This is a genomic window from Xanthomonas sp. LMG 12462, from assembly GCF_009192885.1.
In the GTDB taxonomy this organism is placed as follows: Bacteria; Pseudomonadota; Gammaproteobacteria; order Xanthomonadales; family Xanthomonadaceae; genus Xanthomonas_A; species Xanthomonas_A sontii.
Window position 1 is genome coordinate 1 of the sequence record NZ_NMPP01000004.1, and the last position, 19,996, is coordinate 19,996.

The following is a 19,996-nucleotide window of genomic DNA, read 5'->3' on the forward strand; positions in this document are numbered from 1 at the left end:
CTGACGCCGCTCCTACAGTTCAGCCACGGCGGCAGCATCTTCAAGAGCAAAGCTTTCGCCTGGCGGCGAGTCACTTTTCTTTGCTTGTGCAAAGAAAAGTAACCAAAAGAAAGCACACCCTGCCTCGCGCCCTCCGCGCTAACGCGCTCCGGGTCCGCGTCCGTGCCAGGGATTCGCGGAAGGGGCATCCTGCCCCTGCCGCGAACGGCGCACATCCATGTGCGCCGCCCCTTCGGGGTTTTTCCCCGGCACGGCCGCCGCTTCGGAAGGGAACCCGGTAAGGCAACAGCAACAGCAAGAGCAACAGCAAGAGCAACAGCAAAGCTTGGCCGCGGTAGCGGCCTTGGTACCGACATTGGAGTGGACATGGACCCGATCGATACGCGCGCCCTGCAGGACCTGGATGCCGCGCACCACCTGCACCCGTTCAACGACAACGCCGCCCTGGCGCAGAAAGGCACCCGCATCCTCACCCGCGGCGACGGCGCCTACGTCTGGGATGCCGACGGCAACCAGTTGCTGGATGCCTTCGCCGGCCTGTGGTGCGTCAACGTCGGTTACGGGCGCAAGGAACTCGGCCAGGCCGCCGCGCGGCAGATGGAACAGCTGGCGTACTACAACAGCTTCTTCCAGTGCACCACCGAACCCACCATCCGCCTGGCCGCCAAGCTCTCCGAACTGGCGCCCGGCGACCTCGACCATGCCTTCTTCACCAACTCCGGCTCCGAGGCCAACGACACCATCCTGCGCCTGGTGCGGCACTTCTGGGCCGTGCAGGACCAGCCGCAGAAGACCATCTTCATCGGCCGCCACGACGGCTACCACGGCACCACCATGGCCGGCGCCAGCCTCGGCGGGATGAAGGGCATGCACCGCCAGGGCGGCCTGCCGATCCCCGACATCCACCACATCGATCCGCCGTACTGGTTCGGCGACGGCGGCGACATGGACCCGGAGGAATACGGGCTGCTCGCCGCGCGGCGGCTGGAGGACAAGATCCTGGAGCTGGGGCCGGAGCGGGTGGCCGCGTTCATCGGCGAGCCGATCATGGGCGCGATCGGCGTGTACATTCCGCCGCGCAGCTACTGGCCGGAGATCGAGCGCATCTGCCGCCGCTACGACGTGCTGCTGGTCGCCGACGAGGTGATCTGCGGCTTCGGCCGCACCGGCGAATGGTTCGGGTCGCAACACTTCGGCTTCCAGCCGGACGTGATGACCATTGCCAAGGGCATCACCTCCGGCTACATCCCGCTCGGCGCGGCGATGTTCGGCACGCGCGTGGCCAGGGTGCTGAAGGAGCAGGGCGGCGAACTGGCGCATGGTTGCACCTATTCCGGGCACCCGGTGTGCGCGGCGGTGGCGCTGGAGAACCTGCGCCTGCTGCAGGACGAGGGCATCGTCGAACGCGCGCGCAGCGAGATCGCGCCGTACCTGGCGCAACGCTGGGCCGAGCTGGGCGAGCACCGGCTGGTCGGCGAGGCGCGCATCGTCGGCATGATCGGCGCGCTGGAACTGGTGCCGGACAAGCCGCGGCGGCAGTACTTCCCCGAGCGCGGCAAGGTCGGCGCATTGTGCCGCGACAATGCGCTGCGCCGCGGCCTGATCCTGCGCGCCACCAACGACGCGATGCTGCTGTCGCCGCCGTTGATCCTCAGCCGTGCCCAGGTCGACGAACTGTTCGACAAGGCCTGGCTGGCGCTGGAGGATACGGCCCAGGCGCTGGGCAAATAGCCCGGCGCTGGGTAGTCTGGAGCCCCGATCCCGGATCCGGCGCGCGCCGCCGATCCTTCCATTCCTGCCCCCACGGACCCGCGGAGACCTGCGATGAAGCTGCGACTGCTCACTCTTTCCCTGGCCACGGCGCTGCTCGCCGGCTGCGGCGGCTCCGGCGGCGACGCGGACAAGGCGGGGCAGGGCGAGGCGAAGGTCCTCAACGTCTACAACTACTCGGACTACATCGCCGAGAACACGATTCCCGACTTCGAGAAGCAGAGCGGGATCAAGGTCACCTACGACGTCTTCGACAGCGACGAGATGGTGGAGACCAAGCTGCTGGCCGGCGGCAGCGGCTACGACGTGGTGGTGCCGACGCTGAACTTCTTCGGCCGGCAGATCCAGGCCGGTGTGTTCCTGCCGCTGGACAAGAGCAAGATCCCGAACCTGGCCAATCTCGATCCGCAGATCATGCAGCGCATCGCGCAGCAGGATCCGGGCAACAAGTACGGCGTGCCGTACATGGTCGGCACCACCGGCATCGGCTACAACGTCGACAAGGTCAAGGCCGCGTTCGGCAGCACCGACATCGCCAACAGCTGGGACCTGGTGTTCAAGCCGGAGAACCTGTCCAAGCTGAAGGACTGCGGCGTGACCCTGCTGGACACGCCCTCGGACCTGATCCCGATCGCGCTGCACTACCTTGGGGAGGATCCGCACACCACCGACCCGGCCAAGATCGAGCAGGCCGCGGCGCTGATCAAGCGCATCCGCCCCTACGTGCAGAATTTCCACTCCTCGCAGTACGTGACTTCGCTGGCCAACGGCAGCACCTGCCTGGCGGTGGGCTGGTCCGGCGACATCATCCAGGCCCGCGACCGTGCCGAGGAAGCCAAGAACGGCGTGCACGTGGCCTATTCGATTCCCAAGGAAGGCGCGCCGCAGTGGTTCGACATGCTGGCCATCCCCAAGGACGCCAAGCATCCGGAGAATGCCTACGCGTTCATCAACTACCTGCTGACGCCCAAGGTGGCCGCGGCCAATACCGACTTCATCCACTACGCCAACCCGGTGCCGCAGGCGACCCCGCTGGTGGACGCGGCGATCCGCAACGATCCCACCATCTATCCGCCGCCGGACGTGGCCGCGAAGATGTTCACCTATTCGATCAACCCGCCCGAGGTGGACAAGCTGTACACCCGCCTGTGGACGGAGATCAAGACCGGCCGTTGAGCCGCCGGCGTTGCGGTCCGGGTAAGGCTTTGCGGGTTGCCTCGGACCGCTATCGCGCTGCGCTTGCCCGAGCGACCAGGGTGAGCGTAAGCGGCTGTTGTGGGAGGGACTTCAGTCCCGACGCGATGCTGCCTGGGACGCATCGCGTCTTCGCCCGTCGCGGCTGAAGCCGCTCTTCCCTCTTTGCCGGTCCACGCAGGTATCGCGCCGGCACGCTCTCCCGTTTGATCGGAGCGGGCCACACCTTTTCCCGCAGGAGCGGCTTCAGCCGCGACGGGCCTTCCCGATCGCGCCCCGTCGCGCGGCCGAAGGGCGCCCCGACACATCGCTCCCCCGACCAAGCGGCCGGGTCGGGCGCCGCACAGCGTCCGCCATCGCGGCGGCGCCGCAGCGCCACCGCCACGCCGCGCTCACGCACTCTGTACTCACCGGTACAAATAATGCGCCGGCTGGCGTACGCTACCGTTTGGTGGCGTCGCCGTTCCGACCCGGCGACGTTCTTCCTCTCCCCAGGAATCAGCGACTTGAGCAACCACGACCCAGACTCCTCACAGGCGCCGCGGCAGGCCGCCGCGCGCGATGCCCACGCCGGCCAGGGCCAGTCCGGCTCGCCCCGGGACGACAAGGGCCATGACAGCAAGGGCCAAGACGACGACGGCAAGTCCGACACGCCGTCGCCGCTGAAGAACCCCAAGGTCAAATGGACCCTGCTGCTGATCGGCCTGCTGGTGGTGATCGGCCTGGTAGTGTGGCTGATCTATTACCTCACCACCGGCCGCTACCTGCAGGAGACCAACAACGCCTATCTGCAGGCCGATACGGTGGCGGTGGCGCCGCGGGTCAACGGCTACGTGACCGCGGTGTATGTGCGCGACAACCAGAGCGTGGCCGCCGGGCAGCCGCTGCTGGAGATCGACCCGCGCACCTACCGCGCCACCCTGGAGCAGGCGCAGGCGGCGATCGCGGTGCGCCAGGCCGACATCGCCGCCGCCGAGGCCGGGCTGCAGGCGCAGCGCGCCAGCCTGCTGCAGGCGCGCACCCAGGTCACTGCCGCCGCCGCCAGCCTGCGCTTCGCCCAGGGCGAGGCCAAGCGCTTCGGGCCGTTGGCCGCGTCCGGCGCCGACACCCACGAACACTACGAAAGCATCGTCCACGACCGCGACCGCGCGCAGGCGCAGTTCGACGCGGCCAAGGCCCAGGTCGTCGCTGCGGAGAGCCAGGTGCAGGGCACCAGCGCCAAGCTCGACCAGGCCCGCGCCGGGCTGGTGCAGGCGCAGGCCGACGCCGCGCAGGCGGAAGTGGCGGTGGAGGACACCCGCCTGACCGCGCGCATCGCCGGCCGCATCGGCGACAAGACCGTGCAGGTCGGCCAGTTCGTCGCGGCCGGCACCCGGTTGATGAGCGTGGTGCCGGTGGACGCGCTGTACCTGAGCGCCAACTTCAAGGAAACCCAGGTCGGGCTGATGCGGCCGGGGCAGCCGGCGCGGATCGAGGTCGATGCGCTGTCCGGGGTGGAACTGGACGGCGTGGTCGAGAGCATCGCTCCGGGCACCGGATCGCAGTTCGCGCTGCTGCCGCCGGAGAACGCCACCGGCAACTTCACCAAGGTGGTGCAGCGGGTGCCGGTGCGCATCCGCCTCAAGGCTGGCGCCGAGGCGCGCAAGGTGCTGGTGCCGGGCATGTCGGTGACGGTGACGGTCGATACGCGCAGTGCCAAGGATGCCAAGGAGCGCGTGGAGGAAGAGGACGCGCAGGGCCAGGATACGGTCGCCCCGCGCGGGCGCACCCCGTGAGCGAAGCGGCCGCGGCGGCTGGCGCGCAGGCGTCGCAAAAGGCCGACACCGGCGCCTGGCTGGCGGTGGCCGCCGGCACCATCGGCTCGTTCATGGCGACGCTGGACATTTCCATCGTCAACGCCGCACTGCCGACCATCCAGGGCGAGGTCGGCGCCAGCGGCACCGAAGGCACCTGGATCTCGACCTCCTACCTGGTCGCCGAGATCGTGATGATCCCGCTGACCGGCTGGTTCGTGCGCACCCTGGGGCTGCGCAACTTCCTGCTGATCTGCGCGCTGCTTTTCACGTTTTTCTCGGTGGTGTGCGGGCTGTCCAGCAGCCTGACCATGATGATCCTCGGCCGGGTCGGCCAGGGCTTCGCCGGCGGCGCGCTGATCCCCACCGCGCTGACCATCGTCGCCACGCGGCTGCCGCCGGCGCAGCAGACCCTGGGCACGGCGCTGTTCGGCATGACCGTGATCCTGGGGCCGGTGATCGGGCCGCTGCTGGGCGGCTGGCTCACCGAGAACGTCAGCTGGCACTACGCGTTCTTCCTCAACGTGCCGGTCTGCGCCGGCCTGGTGGCGCTGCTGCTGCTCGGGCTGCCGCACGAGCGCATGTATCTGCGTGGCCTGCTCGACGCCGACTGGCTCGGCATCTTCGGCCTGACCGCCGGACTGGGCGCGCTGACCGTGGTGCTGGAAGAAGGCCAGCGCGAGCGCTGGTTCGAATCCACCGAGATCGTGCTGCTGAGCGTGGTCTCGCTGGTCGGCTTCATCGCCCTGGTGGCCTCGCAGTTCCTCAGCCGGCAGCCGGTGATCCGCCTGTCGATCCTGCTGCAGCGCAGTTTCGGCGCGGTGTTCGTGATGGTGATGGCGGTGGGCATGATCCTGTTCGGGGTCATGTACATGATCCCGCAGTTCCTGGCGGTGATCTCCGGCTACAACACCGAGCAGTCCGGCTACGTGGTGCTGCTGTCGGGCGTCCCCACGGTGCTGCTGATGCCGATGATGCCCAAGCTGCTGACCACGGTGGACGTGCGTGTGCTGGTGCTGGGCGGTTTGAGCTGCTTCGCCGCGGCCTGCTTCGTCAACATGCACCTCACCGCCGAGTCGGTCGGCATGCATTTCGTCGCCGGGCAGCTACTGCAGGGCTGCGGGCTGGCGCTGGCGATGATGTCGCTCAACCAGGCGGCGATCTCTTCGGTGCCGCCGGACCTGGCCGGCGACGCCTCGGGCCTGTTCAATGCCGCGCGCAACATGGGCGGCTCGATCGGCCTGGCGCTGATCTCCACCTTCCAGGAGCGGCGCATGGTGTTCCATACGCAGATGCTCGGCAGCGGCACCACCGCCAATTCGCCGCTGGCGCAGGACTACCTGCACGGCATCGCCGCGCAACTGCAGTCGGTGTCCGGCGCCGGCGCGGCGATGCAGTCGCTGGCGCAACTGGCGCGGCTGGTGCAGCAGCAGGCCCTGGTGATGACCTACAACGATCTGTTCTGGATCTTCGGGGTGATCGTGGTCTGCACGATCCCGCTGGCGTTCCTGCTCAAGCCGCTGCCCAAGGGCGGCGCTCCGCTCGCGATGCATTGAGGATTCCATGGCCCTGCGTTTCTCCCGCGTTCTCGTCGCCGCCGCGCTGCCCTCGCTGCTGTCGGCCTGCATGCTCGGCCCGGACTACGTGAAGCCGCCGCCGGTGGCCGAGGCGGCGCTGGCGCAGCCGCGGCTGCACCGCGCCGATGCCACGGCCGCGGCCGCCGGCGTGGTGCCGGCACCGCCGCCGCAGCGCTGGTGGGACACCCTGCAGGATCCGCAATTGACCATGCTGGTCGAGCAGGCCCTGCAGCACAGTCCCAACCTGCGGGTGGCGCAGGCGCGCCTGCGCGCCTCGCGCGCGCTGGTCGACCAGCGCCACGCCGAGCAGTTGCCCAGCGTTGGCGCCAACGCGGCCTATCTCAACGCGCGCGCGCCGGATGCGCTGACCGACCGCCTGGGCAGCATCGCCGCCGGCACCGGCCAGCCGGTGGAGATCGATCCGCGTGCGCAGCTCTACAGCGTCGGCATCGATGCCAGCTGGGAACTGGATTTCTTCGGCCGCCGCCGCCGCGCCAGCGAGGGCGCACTGGCCGATGCCCAGGCCGACGAGGCCGACCTCGCCGACACCCAGGTGCAGATCGCCGCCGAAGTGGGGCAGGCCTACCTGGGCTACCGCAGCACGCGTGCGCGCATGGCCGTGGCCCAGCGCAACCTGGAGGCTGCCCGGCAGACCCTGCAGTTGACCCGGCAGCGCCGCGAGCGCGGCGCCGACGCCGACCTGCAGGTGGAACGCGCGCAGGCGCAACTGCAGCAACAGGAAGCGGTACTCCCGGACCTGCAGGCGCAGGCGCAGGTGGCGCTGGACCAGCTGGCGCTGATGATCGGCCGCGAGCCCGGCGCGCTCGATGCCGAACTGGCCGCCGACCGGCCGTTGCCGACGCTGCCGGCGACGGTGCCGGTGGACGACGCCGGCGCGCTGATCCGCCGGCGCCCGGACGTGCGCCGCGCCGAGCGCCAGCTGGCCGCCTCGTCGGCGAAGATCGGCGAAGCGCTGACCGCGTATTTCCCGCAGGTCACGCTGCTGGGCAACATCGGCATGGCCGCGACCTCGCCGGGCGATCTCGGCCGCGACGCCGTCAACAGCGTGGTGGCGCCGTTCCTGCGCTGGTCGATCTTCGATTTCGGCAGCACCCGTGCCAAGGTCGAGCAGGCCCGCGCCGGCAACGCCGCGCGGCTGGCCGCCTACGAAGGCACGGTGCTGGCCGCGCTGCAGGATGCCAACGGCGCCCTGGCGCGGTTCGGCGCCGCGCGCCAGCAGGCGCTGGCCGCGGACAAGGCCGCGGCCTCGGCCGATCGTTCCGCCGCGTTGCTGCAGCAACGCTATGCCGCCGGCGCCTCGTCGCTGATCGATGCGCTGGACGTGCAGCGCCAGCAGGCTTCCGCCCAGGACAGTGCACTGCAGGCGCATACCCAGGTGCTGCTGCGCTACGTGGCCTTGCAGAAGAGCCTGGGCCTGGGCTGGGCGGCACTGGAGGCGCCGGCGTCCGCGCCAGCGCCAGCCACGGCGCAGTAAGCGCTTGCTGCTTTGACGAATCCCCAATCCCCACTCCCGAATCCCGACTCCCGCGCCGCCGCGGTATCGCCGACGCGGCGCCCACGGCTACACTGAGACTCACCGCGCCGCGGTCGCCGCCGCAGCGGCGCTCCGCACGACGGCGTGCTTCACGGGGAATCAGCGATGGCGTTGAGCGAAGCGAGAACCGACCATCTGCCGGCACCGCCGCCGGCCAAGGGCGCCGGCTATGTGTCCATCGCCGGCCTGCGCAAGGAATTCGACGGGTTCGTCGCGCTGGACGACATCGACCTGGATATCGGCCAGGGCGAGATCTTCGCGCTGCTCGGCGGTTCCGGCAGCGGCAAGTCGACGCTGCTGCGCTGCCTGGGCGGGTTCGAGCAGCCCAGCCGCGGCCGCATCGTGCTCGACGGCCAGCCGCTGGATGGGCTGCCGCCGTACCAGCGCCCGCTCAACATGATGTTCCAGTCCTACGCGCTGTTCCCGCACATGAGCGTGGAGCAGAACATCGCCTTCGGGCTGAAGCAGGACGGCCTGTCGCGCAGCGCCATCGCCAGCCGTGTCGGCGAGATGCTGGAGCTGGTGCGGCTGGGCACGCTCGGCAAGCGCAAGCCGCACCAGCTCTCCGGCGGCCAGCAGCAGCGCGTGGCGCTGGCGCGCTCGCTGGCCAAGCGCCCGAAACTGCTGCTGCTGGACGAGCCGATGGGCGCGCTGGACAAGAAGCTGCGCTCGCAGATGCAGCTGGAACTGGTCTCGATCATCGAGACCTCGGGGGTGACCTGCGTGATGGTCACCCACGACCAGGAGGAGGCGATGACCATGGCCACGCGCATCGCGCTGATGGAGCAGGGCCGCATCCGCCAGGTCGGCACGCCGGGCGACATCTACGAGTCGCCGAACAGCCGTTTCGTCGCCGAGTTCATCGGCTCGGTGAACATGTTCGAGGGCCGCATCGGCGAGGACCATCCCGACCACGTGACCGTGTTGTGCCCGCAGTTCCCGGTGCCGATCTACATCAGCCACGGCATCACCGGCGTGGAAGGGCAGGAGGTGGCGTTCGCGGTGCGTCCGGAAAAGGTCTGGATCACCAAGGGCGAACCCGAGCAGACCTATAACAAGGCGCGCGGCACCATCGAGGACATCGCCTATTTCGGCAGCCACTCGATCTTCCACGTGCGCCTGCCCAGCGGCATCCGCGTGCAATCCAACTTCGCCAACCAGAAGCGCTGGGACAGCGAAGGCATGACCTGGGGCGACACGGTGTGGGTGTCGTGGGACGACAACGACGGCGTGGTGCTGACCGCATGAGCGCGCCCGTCGTCCCGGTGCCGCCGCAACCGACGCCACGGCTGCGCCTGCAGCAGCGCTTGCGCCTGGGCTCGCTGCCGGCGTTGCGCTGGCTGGTGATCGCCGCGCCGTACCTGTGGCTGCTGCTGTTCTTCGCGATCCCGTTCCTGATCGTGCTGCGCATCTCCTTCGCCGAACAGGCGATCCGCAGCCCGCCGTACAGCGAACTGCTCGAAGTCCGCGACGGCGTGCTGACGCTGAAGCTGACCCTGCAGAACTACCTGGCGCTGCTGCGCGACCACCAGTACATCGAGGCCTACTGGGGCTCGATCAAGATCGCCGGCATCTCCACCGCGCTGACCCTGCTGATCGGCTATCCGATGGCCTACGCGATCGCGCGGCTGTCGCCGTCGGCGCGCAACATCGCGATGATGCTGGTGGTGCTGCCGTCGTGGACCTCGTTCCTGATCCGCGTCTACGCCTGGATCGGCATCCTCGACAGCAATGGCGTGCTCAACCGGGCGCTGCTGGCGCTGGGCCTGATCGATGCGCCGCTGCATATCCTGTACACGCCGGTCGCCGCCTACATCGGCATCGTCTACTGCTATCTGCCGTTCATGGTGCTGCCGCTGTACGCGACCCTGGTCAAGCTCGACCAGCGCCTGCTCGAGGCCGCCTACGATCTCGGTGCGCCGCCGTGGAAGGCGTTCCTGACCGTGACCCTGCCGCTGTCGCGGCCGGGCATCGTCGCCGGCTGCATGCTGGTGATGATCCCGGCGGTGGGCGAGTTCGTGATCCCGGAGATGCTCGGCGGCCCGGACACGCTGATGATCGGCCGGGTGCTGTGGGGCGAGTTCTTCAACAACCGCGACTGGCCGACCGCCTCGGCGGTGGCGATCGCGATGCTGGCGCTGCTGATGGTGCCGATCCTGATCTTCAACCGCTACCAGCAGCGCCAGCTCGAAGGCGGGCAGGCATGAGCGGCGCGCGCGGCGGCATGGGCAGGGTATTGCGCTGGACGGTGCTGGGCGCCGGCTTCGCCTTCCTGTACCTGCCGATCCTGCTGTTGATGGTGTATTCGTTCAACGCCTCCAAGCTGGCGACGGTGTGGGCCGGTTTCTCCACCAAGTGGTACGGCGAACTGCTGCGCGACCGGCAGATCCTGCAGGCGGCGTGGATCAGCCTGAAGGTGGCGTTCTGGACCGCCACCGCGTCGATGGTGCTCGGCACGCTGGCGGCGATGGCGATGACCCGCTTCCGCCGCTTCCCCAGCAAGAGCCTGTTCGGCGCGCTGGTGACCGCGCCGCTGGTGATGCCGGAGGTGATCATCGGCCTATCGATCATGATGATGCTGGTATCGATGGGCGGGGTGCTCGGCATCCCGCCGAAGGGCGTGATGGCGATCTGGGCCGCGCATGTCACCTTCACCCTGTCCTTCGTCACCGTGGTGGTGTCCTCGCGCCTGCAGGAACTGGACCGCTCGCTGGAAGAGGCGGCGATGGACCTGGGCGCCAACCGGCTCAAGGTGTTCTTCCTGATCACCGTGCCGATCATCGCCCCGGCGCTGGTGTCGGGCTGGCTGCTGGCGTTCACCCTGTCGCTGGACGACGTGGTGATCGCCAACTTCGTCGCCGGCCCGGATTCGACCACGCTGCCGATGACCGTGTTCTCGTCGGTGCGCATGGGCCTGAAGCCCAAGATCAATGCGCTGGCCACGCTGATGGTGCTGGCGGTGTCGATCGCCGCCGTCGTCGGCTGGTGGCTGATGGCGCGCAGCGAGAAGCGCCGCCAGCGCGACATGCAGTTGGCGCAACAGCAGGGGGGATGATGTGTGCTGCTTTTCCGTGGAGCGGCGTCAGCCGCGACACGCATTGCCGGTAAGGCCTGTCGCGGCTTAAGCCGCTCCCACAGGATCGTGCGGCGGGCTCGCCTGGTGCACTGTGGGAGGGACTCCAGTCCCGACGCATTGCGCCATCGGAGAGCACGGCGCGTCGCTCCTGGCTGCTGCATGACAGTCGACTCATACAGGCCACGCGGAACACTGTGAGCCATCGCGCTCTACGGCATCGCCACGTCGCCGCAACGTCCACGGCGCTAGGCTGGCCGGACATTTTCCAGGAGTCCGCGCGATGCCTTACGACACTGTCAATCCGGCCAACGGCCACGTCGAATACAGTCTCGAGCTGATGGATGCCGCCGCCGTCGAACAGCGCCTTGCCGCTGCGGCGCAGGCGTTTCCGGGCTGGGCGGCGACGCCGCTGGAGCAGCGCGGCGCGTTGCTGCGCAAGGTCGGTGCGCAACTGCGTGAACAGCGCGACGCGATCCAGCGGGTGATGACCGCGGAAATGGGCAAGCTGCGCAAGGAGGCGCTGGCCGAACTCGACAAGTGCGCCGCGGCCTGCGACTACTACGCCGAGCATGCGGCGGACTACCTGCGCGAGCAGGCGGTGGCCACCGATGCGCAGCGCAGCTACGTGCGCTACGAGCCGCTGGGCTGCGTGCTGGCGGTGATGCCGTGGAACTTCCCGATCTGGCAGGTGTTCCGCTTCCTGGCGCCGGCGCTGATGGCCGGCAACGTCGCCCTGCTCAAGCACGCCAGCAACGTGCCGCGCTGCGCCGACGCGATCCGCAAGGTGCTGGCCGACGCCGGCGTGCCGGACGGGGTGTTCGACGTGCTGCACATCGACAACGACCAGGCCGCCGAGGTGTTGCGCGATGCGCGCGTGGCCGCGGTCACCCTGACCGGCAGCGAGCGCGCCGGCCGCTCCATCGCCGCCAATGCCGGTGGGCAGCTGAAGAAGTGCGTGATGGAGCTGGGCGGCAGCGACGCGTTCGTGGTGCTGGACGACGCCGACCTCGATGCCACCGTCGCCGCGGCGGTGAAGTCGCGCTTCGACAACGCCGGGCAGACCTGCATCGCGGCCAAGCGTTTCGTGGTGGTGGAGGCGATCGCCGACGAATTCGTGCGCCGCTTCGTCGCCGCCGCGGCCGAGCGTCGCCTCGGCGACCCGCAGGACGAGGCGACCACGCTGGCGCCGATGGCGCGCCAGGACCTGCGCGACGAACTGCACAAGCAGGTGCAGGCCAGCATCGCCAAGGGGGCCAAGCCGCTGCTCGGTTGCGAGCCCGAGCGCGACAGCCACGCCGGCTATCCGGCGTCGATTCTCGACCACGTGACGCCGGGCATGCCGGCCTACGACGAGGAACTGTTCGGCCCGGTCGCGGCGATTCTGCGCGTGGCCGACGAAGCCGAAGCCGTGCGCGTGGCCAACGACACCACCTTCGGCCTGGGCGGCAGCGTCTGGACCCGTGACCGCGCCCGCGGCGAGCGCGTGGCCTGCCAGCTGCAGTGCGGTGCCGCCTTCGTCAACGCCATCGTCAAGAGCGACGTGCGCCTCCCGTTCGGCGGCATCAAGCGCTCCGGCTTCGGCCGTGAACTGGCCGAGCATGGCATCCATGAGTTCATGAATATCAAGTCGGTGTATGTGGCTTGAGTTGGGAATCGGGAATGGAAAATTGGGAATAGGAAAAGCGGCGGCGCCTGATGGCGCCGTCTGTCACGGATGATTGCTGCACGCCGATGATTACAGCACTGCCTCACGTGAGCGGCGCGCTGTCTATTCCCGATTCCCGTTTCCCCATTCCCGCCGCCGCGACGCGGCGGCTCACAACCACCTCGCCCGCTTGAACGCCACATACAGCGCCACGCATACCGCGGCGACGCCGCCGACCATCAGTGGGTAGGCCCAGGGCCATTCCAGTTCCGGCATCTGCTTGAAGTTCATGCCGTACCAGCTGGTGATCAGGGTCGGAGCGGCGAGCAGGGCGGCCCAGGCGCCGAGGCGCTTGACCGTCTCGCCCTGGGCCAGGGTGACCAGCGACAGGTTCACGCTCAGCGCGGTGCCCAGCATTTCGCGCAGGGTGTCGATGGCGTCGTTGGTGCGCACCGCATGGTCGAGCACGTCGCGCACGTACAGGCGCACTTCCTCGGCGATCAGCGGGCCGGGGTGGCGCTTGAGGTGCGCCAGCACGTCCTGCAGCGGCGCCACCGCCAGACGCATCTGGTTGAGTTCGCGCTTGAGTTCGTACAGACGGATCGCGGTGTCGCGCCGATACGACTCGGCGAAGATGTCGGCCTCCAGCCGTTCCAGGCTCTGCCGGAAGGCGTCGAGGATCGGCTGGTAGTTGTCCACCACATAGTCCAGCACCGCGTAGAGCGCGTAGGACGGGCCCAGTTTCATCAGCGAGGCCTCGCGTTCCAGCCGCTCGCGCACCGGCGCGTAGGGCAGCGAGGCGCCGTGGCGCACGGTCAGCAGGAAGCGCGCGCCGAGGAAGGCGTGGGTTTCGCCGTAGACGATGCGTTCGTCGATCACCTGCGCGGTGTGCACCGCCAGGAACAGCGAGTTGCCGAATGCCTCGACCTTGGGCCGCTGGTGCGCCTTGCGGGTGTCCTCGATCGCCAGTTCGTGCAGCTGGAATTCCTCCTTGAGCTGCTGCAGCACCGCGTCGCCGGGCTCGTACATGCCGACCCAGACGAAGCCGTCGTCGTGGCCGGCCAGCACGTCGCTGATCTGCTCCAGGGCGATGTCGTGGCGGCGGCCGTGGCCGTCGTAGTGCACGCAGTTGATGACGCAGGCGGGATTGGCGGTCGCGGAGGCCATGGCGGGAGTGGGTTCGGCGGAGGCGCGCGTGGCGAGTTGCGCGACGGTATCAGGGCTGCGGGCGAGGGCGGGTGAGCGCCCAGGCCAGCGCCGCGTGCACCGGCAGCAGCAGCGCGATCCATTGCAGGTTGAACTGCGGCTGCAGCATCGACAGCCAGTGGATCAGCAGTGCGGCGCCGGCCAGCGCCACCACCAGCCATAGCAGCACGTCGAACCAGCGTCCGGGCCGGCGCCCGCGCAGCACGGCAATGCCGCCGAACAGCAGCGGCAGGCACAGCGGATCCAGCAGCAGCAGGTTGCGGTTGCCCCAGGCAGCGCGATGCTCGCTGAAGCCCCACAGGTACAGCAGGACCGCGCCGCCGAGCGCGCACAGCAGCCAGAACGGCAGCGCCAGCGCGGCCAGCCAGCGCGGGCGGCGGCCCAGCGTCAGCACCCCCGCCGCCGCGATCAGCCCGACCAGCAGCCACGGCCACCAGTGCCGCAGCTGTTCCGGCGGTTCCGGCGGCAGCCGCTGCGGCAGCAACTGCTGGCGCGCCTGCACCAGCGGGCGGCCTTCGCTGTTGCGCACCTCGCTCAGGCTCTCGGCCAGGCGCATCGGCACGAAGGCCTCTTCCCAGCGCGACAGCGGTTTGTCGGCGTACGGGCCCAGGCCCAGGTCGAAGCCCAGCCACATCCACGGTGCCGGCGAGGCCAGGCGCACCGATTCGCTGCGGTAGGTATTGCCGCGCGAGCGGCCGGACAGCTGCGCGTGCAGCGCGCCGCCCATGGCCCGGTCCAGCGCGTCGCGGACCATCGTGGCGCAGTTGGCGGTGTAGTAGTCGTAGCGGTAGCGCGCGTTCTCCGGGCGCGCGCGCCAGGCCAGCGCCTGCTGCAGCGCGCGTGCCTGCGCCGGCGCCAGGTCCAGCCACTGGATGTCGACGCCGCGGCCGGCTTCGCGGTATTGCTCCAGGTCCTCCTGCAGTGGCAGGGCGACCAGGTAGTAGCGCATGTCGCCGGCGGCGAAGCGGCCGACGAAGCCCGGTTCGCTGGGGTCGAAGAAACCGAAGTTGTACGAGGTGGCCTGGCCCGTGCGCGGGTCGAGCACCACGATGGCGTCGTGGCCGAAGCGCTCGAAGAACACTTCGCCGGGCTGCATCGTCGCCACGCCGATGCGCGGCGCCGGGTCGCTGGCGTCGGCGGTCGCAGCCGCGTCGGGCGCTGCGGGCGCCGCTGCGGCCAGCGGCGGCGGTGCCGCCGGATCCGCAGGCGCGGTCTGCGCGAAGGCCAGCCCTGTCCACAGGGCCAGCAGCATTCCCAGCCAGCAGGCCGCGCGCATGCGCGGCACGCGGTGCGTGCTCAAGCGCCGTCCTGCGCGGGAGGCGGCAGGATGGTGACATGGAACGCCTGCACCCGGCGCGCGTCGGCCTTCGCCACACGGAACGCGAATCGGCCCAGGGTCAGTTCCTCGCCGGTCTCGGGCAGGTGCCCGATCGCCTCGGTGACCAGCCCGCCGACGGTGTCGTAGTCGTCGTCGGGGAAGTCGGCGCCGAAGCGCTCGTTGAAATCCTCGATCGGGGTCAGCGCATCCACCACGTACTGGCCGTCGGCCTGCGCGGCGATCAGCGATGCCTCGTCCTCGGCGTCGTCGTGCTCGTCGTCGATGTCGCCGACGATCTGCTCCAGCACGTCCTCGATGGTCACCAGCCCGGCCACGCCGCCGTACTCGTCGACCACGATCGCCATGTGGTTGCGCGAGAGCCGGAACTCCTTGAGCAGCACGTTGAGCTTCTTCGACTCGGGAATCAGCACCGCCGGGCGCAGCAGTTCGCGCACCGTGCCGGGACCGTGGTCGGCGACCACGCCGCGCAGCAGGTCCTTGGCCAGCAGGATGCCGAGGATGTCGTCCTTGTTCTCGCCATGCACCGGGAAGCGCGAGTGGCCGGATTCGACCACCTGCTTCATCAGGTCGAGGAAGCGCGACTCCACCGGCAGCGACACCATCTGCGCGCGCGAGACCATCACGTCGCCGACGGTGAGTTCGGAGACCGACAGCGCGCCCTCCATCATGCGCAGCGTGTCGGCGGCGATCAGGCCATCGTGCTGCGCGTCGCGCAGCACCTCGACCAGATCGTCGCGGGTGTGCGGGTCGCCGGAGAACACCGAGGTCAGGCGTTCCAGCCAGCCGCGACGTTTTTCGTGGGATTCCGGGGAGGTACTACTCGGTCCGTCTTCTGACATGTTCTGTGGGTAGGCGCCCGGTCGAACGGGCGGTAGCCGCAAGTCTAGCAGGGCGCTCGCGACAGCATCGCGACGTCGGCGGCCCGCACCGGTCGGCCCGCCGGCGCGGGTTCAGCCGCCCTTGGCCGGCGTGTGCAGCGCGTCGGGTGCCGTTGCCGCGCCCGGCTCCTCGGGCAGGTCCAGGCTGTAGCTGCAGCCGGCCAGGGTCTTGCCGGGATGCGATTTCACCGTGGACACGCTGAGGATGATCGACTCGATCATCGGCTCGCCGGTCTTGGGATCGTGGACGTCGCGGCTGAGCACTTCGCGGCCGAACATGGCCTTCTCCGGGGTGTCCACCGCCGCTTCCAGATTCAGGCGCTTGGCCAGCGGCCGCGGATCGGGCAGGTCCAGGATCGCCATCACGCTGGCGCCGGAGAAGGCGATGCGCTCGCTGCTGTAGCCGAACACCTGGATCGGCCGGGTCAGCGCGTACTCGGTCATGAACAGGTTGGACTGCGGCAGCGGCCGCCAGCCGTGCGCGACCGCCTTCAGCGGATCGGCCAGCAGCGGCGCCATTGCGGTGAAGTCGGCCACGTGCTGGCGGCATTCCAGCAGCGCTGGCAGGTCGATGGCCGGATCGGCGGTTGCGGTGGCGGCAGGCGCTGCAGTCGGTGGTGCGGGAGGCGCGGCGACAGCGGCGGGGACGGCGCAGGCGAGCGCCAGCAGGACGAGCGAGGGACGGATCAACGCACGGAACCTCGAAGGAAAACGGGGCTGCGGCGATCGCCGCGCGGCCACGTTACCGCCGGCGCCCGCGCTTGACCAGCGCGGGAGGTGGGCGATACACGAGCTCCTCTCCCCCCGGGAGAGGGGGTGGGGTGAGGGTCGGTCGCGACAGCGGGTGTGGGATCTCGGATCAACGCTCGCCGGCGTAGGGGTCGGAAACGCCGAGGTCGGCCAGGATCTCGCGCTCCAGCTGCTCCATCGCCTCGGCTTCCTTGTCGTCCTCGTGGTCCCAGCCGAGCAGGTGCAGCACGCCGTGCACGGTCAGGTGCGCGTAGTGCGCGTTGAGCGGCTTGTCCTGTTCGGCGGCTTCGCGCGCCACCACCGGTGCGCAGATCACCAGATCGCCGAGCAGCGGCAGCTTGACGCCCTTCGGCAGCCCCTCGGGCAGTTCGGCCGGGAAGCTGAGCACGTTGGTGGCGTAGTCCTTGCCGCGGTAGTGCTGGTTGAGGGCGCGGCCTTCGCGGTCGTCGACCAGACGGATCGCCAGGTCGGCCTCGCGGATGCGGCCCTTCAGTGCCGCGGCGACCCACTTGCGGAAGCTCGTCGCCGCCGGCAACCCGGCACGGGGCAGGGCGTAGCTGACGCCGACATCGAGGCGGACGGGACCTTTGGTCATGGCGGAACGGCCGGGTGCAGCGGTGGGTTGGACAGTATCGCGCTAACGCACGCTCAGGGCGACGCCCAGTTGCCGGCGTCGTAGGCGATCTCGATCACAGCGGCATTGCCTGCCGCGCGGTCGATGCCAGCGTCTGCGGCGGATTTGCTGCAGTTGAAGCCCTGGTAGAGGGTGCTCTGGCGGACGAGTTGCAGTGCCGCCTGTTCCGGCTTGCCGTTCGGGTCGATCTGGATGGTAGGTGTCGCGCAGCCGCCGACATTGGTCACCTGGATGGCGGGCACGAGCGCGCGCGCCGCCTGGTCGGCGAGGGTGTCGAAGGCATCCGGTCCGATGTCCTGCGCGGCGGCCGACACGCGCACCTTGAAGTAGTAGAGCTGTTTGTAGAACAGATAGCCGTTGGAGCGGGCCGGTGCATCCGCCGGGTCGAGGCGCAGTTCCATCCGCAGCTTTTCTCCGGGCACACGTTGGGCCTCGGCGATCGCCGCGACCAGCGCCTTGTCCAGGGCGCTGGCGGCCTTCGGCGCCGGTTCGACGACGATGCCCAGCTCGAACCGTTGCGCGCCCAGTTCGTGCAGTTCCGCGTAGGTGCCGCCGGAGACCGCTGCGGCCAGATCGGCACGGAAGCCCGCCATGCCGTCGGCGATGGCCCGCGCCGATTCCTTTTGTCCGGCGGGATAGACGAACACGTTGATGGTCAGTTCCGGATGGTCTTTCAGCACGTAGAGGAAGCCGGCGCCGGCGGCCTTGGCGGCCGGGTCGTACTTGCTGCTGCGCAGGCTGAAGTCGCCCACCGTGTCGGGAGCCACCACGTAGCTGGTTTCGACGAAGGGGCGCGCCGGCGTTGCTGCGGGCGGCGCAGCCGTGGCGGCAGCCGCTGGCGCGGCGCAAGTGGCCAGGATCGGCCAGAGCAGACAGGCGAACGACGACGATCGCTGGAACATGGCACCTCCCCGTGCACGGCAGCAGCATCGCAGTGTACGTCGGTCACTGCCGCGTGGTGCGTGCGGTCGCTACGGAGTGCCGCGACAGGCGCGCAGCAGCAAGCTCAGGTCACGCATGCGACCAGGAACAGCAGCGGGGTCTTTTCGTCGTCGATGCGGTAGGCCAGGCTGCCCATCGGGCCTCGCTGGCATTGCGGATTGTCGCGCCGGATGTCCACCGTGGCGGCGAAGCGCCCCGACGCGGGCAGCCACACCGCGGCCTGGCCGTGTTCGAGCAGTTGGCCGACGAGGTAGAAGCTGTCCGCTGGCACCTTTGCGTAGGCCAGCGCGTTGCAGCCGAAGCGGTCGCGCGTCGCGCCGGCGGTTTCGGCCGCATCGAGCAGCGCTTGCGCGCGGGTGCCGGCGATCCAGGCCAGGCGTTGCGCCTCGTCGTCGCGCGGCGCGGTCGGCGAGGTACGGGCGATCGCCGCGGCGCGCTCGAGGACGTCGCGCGGCAGCCCGATGCTGGCCGCGTCCTGCACGATCGACAGGCACGGCGGGGTCAGCGATTGCGCGAGGGCGACGCGCTGCGGCGCCGGGTCCTGCGCTGGCGGCGGATCCTGCGGCTGGCCGTTGGCGCCGCCGGCCGCGCAAAGCAGCGCCGCCAGCAGGCCGGGCCAGGGCCGGATCATGCGGACGGGCCGCTGGCGCGGTCGACCACGTCGCGCTTCTCGTAGGCGTTGACGATGCGCGCCACCAGCGGATGCCGGACCACGTCGCGCGCCTCGAAGAAGGTGAAGCTGACCCCGTCCACCTCGTGCAGCACCTCGACGGCATCGCGCAAGCCGGACTTGACGTGCTTGGGCAGGTCGATCTGGGTCAGGTCGCCGGTGACCACCGCGGTGCTGCCGAAGCCGAGGCGGGTCAGGAACATCTTCATCTGCTCGATGGTGGTGTTCTGCGCTTCGTCCAGGATCACGTAGGCGTCGTTGAGGGTGCGTCCGCGCATGTACGCCAGCGGCGCGATCTCGATGACGTTCTTCTCCAGCAGCTTGACCACCTTCTCCACGCCCAGCATCTCGTACAGCGCGTCGTACAGCGGGCGCAGGTAGGGGTCGACCTTCTGGGTGAGGTCGCCCGGCAGAAAGCCCAGCTTCTCGCCGGCCTCCACTGCCGGGCGCACCAGGATCAGCCGCTGTACCCGCGATTCGTTCAGCGCTTCCACCGCGCTGGCCACGGCTAGGAAGGTCTTGCCGGTGCCGGCCGGGCCGATGCCGAAGTTGATGTCGTGGGTGGCGATCTGGTGCAGGTACTTGGCCTGGTTGGCGCCGCGGCCGCGCACCGTGCCGCGCCTGACCTTGATCGCCACGTCCTGCGGCTGGTACGCGCGCTGCGTCACCTGGTCGACGTTGGACTGGTTGAGCCGCAGGTGGATTTCCTGGTCGTCGAAGGCGACGTGGTCGGCCTCGGCGTACAGCGCCTGCAGCAGGCGCTCGGCCGCCGCCACCGCCTGCTCCGGCCCGGTCACCCGGTACACGTTGCCGCGGTTGGAGATCTCCACGCCCAGGCGCAGTTCGATCTGCCGCAGGTGCGCATCGAACGGGCCGGCCAGGTTGGCCAGGCGCTCGGTGTCGGCGGGATCCAGGGTGAAGTCGCGTTGCGCGGGGGTGGTCATGGCGGGCGCGCGCCGCCGGCGGC

The 19,996-nt window shown here is 69.5% G+C and carries 17 protein-coding genes; 9 read left to right on the forward strand and 8 right to left on the reverse strand.

What is annotated here, in order from left to right; genetic code table 11:
* The first annotated feature begins 366 nt into the window (after nucleotides 1–366).
* From CEK69_RS01450 to CEK69_RS01490, 9 genes are all read left to right on the forward strand, one after another.
* Nucleotides 367–1,731 (forward strand): aspartate aminotransferase family protein, encoded by a 1,365-nt coding sequence (locus CEK69_RS01450; RefSeq protein ID WP_152243370.1) that lies wholly within the window; start codon nucleotides 367–369, stop codon nucleotides 1,729–1,731.
* Nucleotides 1,732–1,824: 93 nt separating this feature from the next.
* Nucleotides 1,825–2,946: a polyamine ABC transporter substrate-binding protein gene (locus tag CEK69_RS01455; protein WP_148828093.1), complete on the forward strand. Its 1,122-nt coding sequence runs from the start codon at nucleotides 1,825–1,827 to the stop codon at nucleotides 2,944–2,946.
* Nucleotides 2,947–3,470: 524 nt separating this feature from the next.
* Nucleotides 3,471–4,739, forward strand: a complete 1,269-nt coding sequence (locus CEK69_RS01460) for an HlyD family secretion protein (RefSeq protein ID WP_152236414.1) — start codon at nucleotides 3,471–3,473, stop codon at nucleotides 4,737–4,739.
* The gene (locus CEK69_RS01465) at nucleotides 4,736–6,313 is read left to right on the forward strand and encodes a DHA2 family efflux MFS transporter permease subunit (RefSeq protein WP_152243372.1); all 1,578 of its coding nucleotides are present in this window, start codon (nucleotides 4,736–4,738) and stop codon (nucleotides 6,311–6,313) included. The genes CEK69_RS01460 and CEK69_RS01465 overlap by 4 nt, the downstream gene beginning before the upstream one ends.
* Before the next feature lie 13 nt (nucleotides 6,314–6,326).
* Complete coding sequence (locus CEK69_RS01470; RefSeq protein WP_193313854.1) at nucleotides 6,327–7,829, forward strand: efflux transporter outer membrane subunit; 1,503 nt, start codon at nucleotides 6,327–6,329, stop codon at nucleotides 7,827–7,829.
* Nucleotides 7,830–7,994: 165 nt separating this feature from the next.
* Nucleotides 7,995–9,137 (forward strand): polyamine ABC transporter ATP-binding protein, encoded by a 1,143-nt coding sequence (potA, locus tag CEK69_RS01475; protein ID WP_017912269.1) that lies wholly within the window; start codon nucleotides 7,995–7,997, stop codon nucleotides 9,135–9,137.
* Nucleotides 9,134–10,096 (forward strand): ABC transporter permease subunit, encoded by a 963-nt coding sequence (locus CEK69_RS01480; protein WP_043086295.1) that lies wholly within the window; start codon nucleotides 9,134–9,136, stop codon nucleotides 10,094–10,096. Before potA ends, CEK69_RS01480 begins: the two co-directional genes overlap by 4 nt.
* Nucleotides 10,093–10,944, forward strand: coding sequence for an ABC transporter permease subunit (locus tag CEK69_RS01485; RefSeq protein ID WP_017908176.1), 852 nt, complete (start codon nucleotides 10,093–10,095; stop codon nucleotides 10,942–10,944). Before CEK69_RS01480 ends, CEK69_RS01485 begins: the two co-directional genes overlap by 4 nt.
* 301 nt (nucleotides 10,945–11,245) lie before the next feature.
* Nucleotides 11,246–12,610, forward strand: a complete 1,365-nt coding sequence (locus CEK69_RS01490; protein WP_152243376.1) for an NAD-dependent succinate-semialdehyde dehydrogenase — start codon at nucleotides 11,246–11,248, stop codon at nucleotides 12,608–12,610.
* Nucleotides 12,611–12,781: 171 nt separating this feature from the next.
* Here CEK69_RS01490 and CEK69_RS01495 read toward each other — a convergent pair whose 3' ends face one another.
* From CEK69_RS01495 to CEK69_RS01530, 8 genes are all read right to left on the reverse strand, one after another.
* Nucleotides 12,782–13,777 carry a magnesium and cobalt transport protein CorA gene (locus CEK69_RS01495; protein ID WP_017908178.1) on the reverse strand — a complete coding sequence of 332 codons (996 nt, stop codon included), beginning with the start codon at nucleotides 13,775–13,777 and terminating at the stop codon, nucleotides 12,782–12,784.
* Between the two features lie 49 nt (nucleotides 13,778–13,826).
* Nucleotides 13,827–15,116 carry a DUF4105 domain-containing protein gene (locus tag CEK69_RS01500; protein ID WP_226974996.1) on the reverse strand — a complete coding sequence of 430 codons (1,290 nt, stop codon included), beginning with the start codon at nucleotides 15,114–15,116 and terminating at the stop codon, nucleotides 13,827–13,829.
* Nucleotides 15,113–15,994, reverse strand: coding sequence for a transporter associated domain-containing protein (locus CEK69_RS01505; RefSeq protein ID WP_026144230.1), 882 nt, complete (start codon nucleotides 15,992–15,994; stop codon nucleotides 15,113–15,115). Before CEK69_RS01505 ends, CEK69_RS01500 begins: the two co-directional genes overlap by 4 nt.
* A 111-nt stretch (nucleotides 15,995–16,105) precedes the next feature.
* Nucleotides 16,106–16,702 carry a hypothetical protein gene (locus tag CEK69_RS01510; protein WP_343195286.1) on the reverse strand — a complete coding sequence of 199 codons (597 nt, stop codon included), beginning with the start codon at nucleotides 16,700–16,702 and terminating at the stop codon, nucleotides 16,106–16,108.
* A gap of 190 nt (nucleotides 16,703–16,892) precedes the next feature.
* A complete protein-coding gene (ybeY, locus tag CEK69_RS01515) occupies nucleotides 16,893–17,378 on the reverse strand; it encodes an rRNA maturation RNase YbeY (protein WP_010342139.1) in 486 nt (161 codons plus the stop codon).
* 53 nt (nucleotides 17,379–17,431) lie between these two features.
* Entirely contained in the window at nucleotides 17,432–18,319 is an 888-nt protein-coding gene (locus CEK69_RS01520) for a hypothetical protein (protein ID WP_226974997.1), read from the reverse strand.
* Nucleotides 18,320–18,423: 104 nt separating this feature from the next.
* A complete protein-coding gene (locus CEK69_RS01525; RefSeq protein ID WP_152243380.1) occupies nucleotides 18,424–18,990 on the reverse strand; it encodes a hypothetical protein in 567 nt (188 codons plus the stop codon).
* Nucleotides 18,987–19,973, reverse strand: a complete 987-nt coding sequence (locus CEK69_RS01530) for a PhoH family protein (RefSeq protein WP_150410997.1) — start codon at nucleotides 19,971–19,973, stop codon at nucleotides 18,987–18,989. The genes CEK69_RS01525 and CEK69_RS01530 overlap by 4 nt, the downstream gene beginning before the upstream one ends.
* Nucleotides 19,974–19,996 lie beyond the last annotated feature (23 nt).

Excerpts from the sequence above, each read along its gene's own strand:
- potA (WP_017912269.1), top strand. The coding sequence starts at position 7,995 with ATGGCGTTGAGCGAAGCGAGAACCGACCATCTGCCGGCACCGCCGCCG.
- CEK69_RS01480 (WP_043086295.1), top strand. The coding sequence starts at position 9,134 with ATGAGCGCGCCCGTCGTCCCGGTGCCGCCGCAACCGACGCCACGGCTG.
- CEK69_RS01485 (WP_017908176.1), top strand. The coding sequence starts at position 10,093 with ATGAGCGGCGCGCGCGGCGGCATGGGCAGGGTATTGCGCTGGACGGTG.
- CEK69_RS01490 (WP_152243376.1), top strand. The coding sequence starts at position 11,246 with ATGCCTTACGACACTGTCAATCCGGCCAACGGCCACGTCGAATACAGT.
- CEK69_RS01495 (WP_017908178.1), bottom strand. The coding sequence starts at position 13,777 with ATGGCCTCCGCGACCGCCAATCCCGCCTGCGTCATCAACTGCGTGCAC.
- CEK69_RS01525 (WP_152243380.1), bottom strand. The coding sequence starts at position 18,990 with ATGATCCGGCCCTGGCCCGGCCTGCTGGCGGCGCTGCTTTGCGCGGCC.
- ybeY (WP_010342139.1), bottom strand. The coding sequence starts at position 17,378 with ATGACCAAAGGTCCCGTCCGCCTCGATGTCGGCGTCAGCTACGCCCTG.
- CEK69_RS01450 (WP_152243370.1), top strand. The coding sequence starts at position 367 with ATGGACCCGATCGATACGCGCGCCCTGCAGGACCTGGATGCCGCGCAC.
- CEK69_RS01505 (WP_026144230.1), bottom strand. The coding sequence starts at position 15,994 with ATGTCAGAAGACGGACCGAGTAGTACCTCCCCGGAATCCCACGAAAAA.
- CEK69_RS01520 (WP_226974997.1), bottom strand. The coding sequence starts at position 18,319 with ATGTTCCAGCGATCGTCGTCGTTCGCCTGTCTGCTCTGGCCGATCCTG.
- CEK69_RS01455 (WP_148828093.1), top strand. The coding sequence starts at position 1,825 with ATGAAGCTGCGACTGCTCACTCTTTCCCTGGCCACGGCGCTGCTCGCC.
- CEK69_RS01530 (WP_150410997.1), bottom strand. The coding sequence starts at position 19,973 with ATGACCACCCCCGCGCAACGCGACTTCACCCTGGATCCCGCCGACACC.